The organism is Porphyromonas sp. HMSC077F02 (genome assembly GCF_001815465.1).
Classification (GTDB): Bacteria; Bacteroidota; Bacteroidia; order Bacteroidales; family Porphyromonadaceae; genus Porphyromonas_A; species Porphyromonas_A somerae.
Genome location: NZ_KV820679.1, coordinates 1 through 3,264, shown reverse-complemented (window position 1 = coordinate 3,264; position 3,264 = coordinate 1). Strand labels below are relative to the sequence as shown.

Sequence of the window (3,264 nt, the reverse complement as noted above, 5' to 3'; positions counted from 1 at the left end):
GCCTATTTAAGAGGGACCTCTGCCGAGGTCCTACCGGTCTATTTCTTATGTATAAACCCTTTTGGACGTCTCTTATTGGATGCACTCCTTTACCTTCTGCATCAGCTCCTCAATCGTAGCCCCTTCGGTTGTCTCAAGGGCAGGGAAAAACTGCACCTCCAGTCGACCCCACTTGGGGAGATAGGTACCACGCTTAAGGATCTCATACCCACCCGAGATTTTGGCAGGCACGATAGGGGCACCCATCTCAGTAGCCACCCTAAAGGCCCCTTTACGCAGCTTATCCAAATGCCCAGTAAGGGTACGGCTCCCCTCTGGGAACATAAAGATATGATACCCATTGGCAATCGCCTTCTCACAATCCTTCACCACACGAATAGCACCAGATGGGGTATTCTCCACAAAGATAAAGCCAAGCTTCTCACACGCCCAACCCACAAAAGGGAGCTTGCGAAGCGACCCCTTCAATACCCACTTAAAACGCACACCAGCATATCCGTAGAGCAGAAAGATATCCATTGCACTGGTGTGATTGGGCGTCACCACTGAGGGGCGACTCTTGGGCAAGTACTCACGCCCCCTCACCTTTACAGGGATCAAAAGCAACGCCAGCGTCACGATACTCCATATCTTACCAGGCCAGTAGCCAAAGACACGCTCGCCACCAAGGATACTTCCCAAAGCCGCAATTATAGCGGTGAGAATCGTCAGAACCAAAAAGAGTGGCAGCACCACAAGAATAGTGTACAGTGTGTACAATATACGCTTTATAATCATCTATTTGAGCTTTTAGCAGATAAAACTGCCCAAAGATACCCAATTCTCCGTTGGCAATCAATACCTGTGCCCTTGCCAAATGTTTCAAATTAGACGATGTCTTACTACGTGGCATTAATCGGAATATCTATGGTAAGGAACGCCTCAGGAGATTCTTAAAAAAGCACCCGACAGGGTGCCATTCAGATAGCCCCCGGTCGAGGCTCATAGAGCCGAAGACCGGCGGGTTACGAGGGCACAGAAAACCTACGACCCTTGTGGTCGCACCTGAATGGGTTTGTGAGACCACAAGGATCAAATAATATATCGTACCTTTTTCCCCGCCGCTCGTTCGGGGGCGTTTGTCCCCCATCTCCTACCCCGAAGGGGTCGCACATACACGTAACCTGTGACACCAAAGTGCAACCCCTTCGGGGTAGGCGGTTTTGGTGTCATCGCGACCCAAGCTTCTCCTTCAGGCTTGCTAACGCTCGCCTTCAGGGGGAAGCTTGGGTTATTAGACCATGAAACCCCTCCGGGGTTTTCCATTGACAATATGATCCACAAAGGCATAGAGATCCACACAAAGAATGAGACACCTCTGCTGGATAGCCCGAAGGGCTTACACGGCCTAATAACCCAGCCTTCCCCCTCGGCAGGTAGGCAAAGCCTGCCTGCTGAGGAGAAGGTTGGGAAGAGACATAGCCCCCCCCCATTCTACTACCCCGAAGGGGTTGCACATACACGTAACCTGCGACACCAAAGCTTCTCCCTCAGGCTTGCCTACATCGCCAATAAGTGTCGAAGATTCGTTAAATAAACCAAAAACAACAAGACAAATAGGGGAAAAGGGCACTCACTGTTGCATCTATCTGATAACCAACATTATATGTCAGAAAAAGCGAAGATCCTATCTCGGCATTATCTGAGACCGTATCAAAGCATTTGCCGAGACGCAACTAATCGATCGCTTAGTTGCATCTCGGCAAATGCTTAGTTGCAACTCGCCGATCATTGAGATGCAACTCAATAACCACCTTCCTAACCTATTGGTTCACAATACGATACACACAACAGTCAAAACAGCTTCAAAAAGCCCCACTCCAGGACAGTATTTAATATTTTTTTAATATTTATAGTATAATAAATAACCCTTCAAGTGGCCCCTACACTCACCTCGCAATTTACCAAGAGCCTTCTTACTAAGAACCTTCTTACTAAGAGACCTCTTAGTTTTCAAATAAAACTTATTAGACAAGTCCTGCATATCATCCTCTGCAAAGCACCCCCAACTTATATTCCTTAAAGCTACTTATAGATAGGAGGACCTCGGCAGAGATCCCTACTAAATAGGCACTCCGCTGATATTCATACGGTAAGACCTTTTTAATACGGGAACCATAGCAAAAGGGCTCTACAGCGAATGCCGTAGAGCCCTTTATTCTTCAGACTATAGACTCAAATTACTTGAGGGCAGCTAGAGCTGCATCGTAATTTGGCTCCGTGGTAATCTCTGGTACCAGCTCGGTGTAGATCACCTTGCCCTCAGCATCTACCACTACGATAGAGCGAGCGGTGAGACCTGCAAGAGGACCATCGGACATCTTTACGCCATACTCCTTACCGAAGTCGCTACGGAAGAGCGATCCAGTCTTTACCTTGTCAATTCCCTCAGCACCGCAGAAGCGAGCTAAAGCGAAAGGAAGGTCTTGAGACACGCCAAGTACTACAGTATTATCGGCCTCAGAAGCACGCTTATTAAAGGTGCGAACACTCTGTGCACATACCCCTGTATCAATACTTGGGAAGATGTTGATCACTACACGCTTACCTCTGAAATCAGAGAGCTTTCCCTCAGAGAGGTCACCATAAACCACGGTAAAGTCGGGAGCTACACTGCCTACCTTTGGTAGCTCACCTACAGTATGAACGGCGTTACCGCCTAATGTTACTTGTGCCATATTGACTATTAATTAATTGGTTATTGAATTATTTTGTACCTATAGATAAAACAACCATCGCTATCAATTGGTTCAAAGTTGGGTACCTAATCGGACGAGTCGGACGAGTCGGACAAGTCAGACAAGTCGGAGGAGCTGACAAACGAGTAACTGGACTAGTCTGCTGAACGACACGATGGTGGTAGTTTTGCTTTTCCGACTCGTCCGACTCGTCCGACTTGTCTGACCTGTCCGACTTGTCCGATAATAACCGCCTGCTTTTCCGCCTATGCTCCACCGTGAAATTTCTTTATAGATATCAATGATTAAATAGCAAGATTAATATGGTCATATAACTTAAATTGAGTATCTTTATCAGTGCGGCTTGAAATAATTCTTCAACAAACCGCCACATAAGCAAATAATTAATAAAGATAAGCTGATTTATCCCCTTATCCCAGAGGAGGATTAATAAATACAGAGATAGGAATTGACTACAGGTAATATTTAGATGTATGAGAAAGATTAATTTTATGCCTCATCCGATATTCTGCGTGATGGGGTGACT

The 3,264-nt window shown here is 46.6% G+C and carries 2 protein-coding genes; both read right to left on the bottom strand.

What is annotated here, in order from left to right; all coding sequences use genetic code 11:
- Positions 1-72: 72 nt before the first annotated feature.
- Positions 73-777 (bottom strand): lysophospholipid acyltransferase family protein, encoded by a 705-nt coding sequence (locus tag HMPREF3027_RS06795; RefSeq protein ID WP_070707755.1) that lies wholly within the window; start codon positions 775-777, stop codon positions 73-75.
- A gap of 1,442 nt (positions 778-2,219) precedes the next feature.
- The gene (gene tpx, locus HMPREF3027_RS06785) at positions 2,220-2,717 is read right to left on the bottom strand and encodes a thiol peroxidase (protein ID WP_018027473.1); all 498 of its coding nucleotides are present in this window, start codon (positions 2,715-2,717) and stop codon (positions 2,220-2,222) included.
- Between the last annotated feature and the right edge of the window lie 547 nt (positions 2,718-3,264).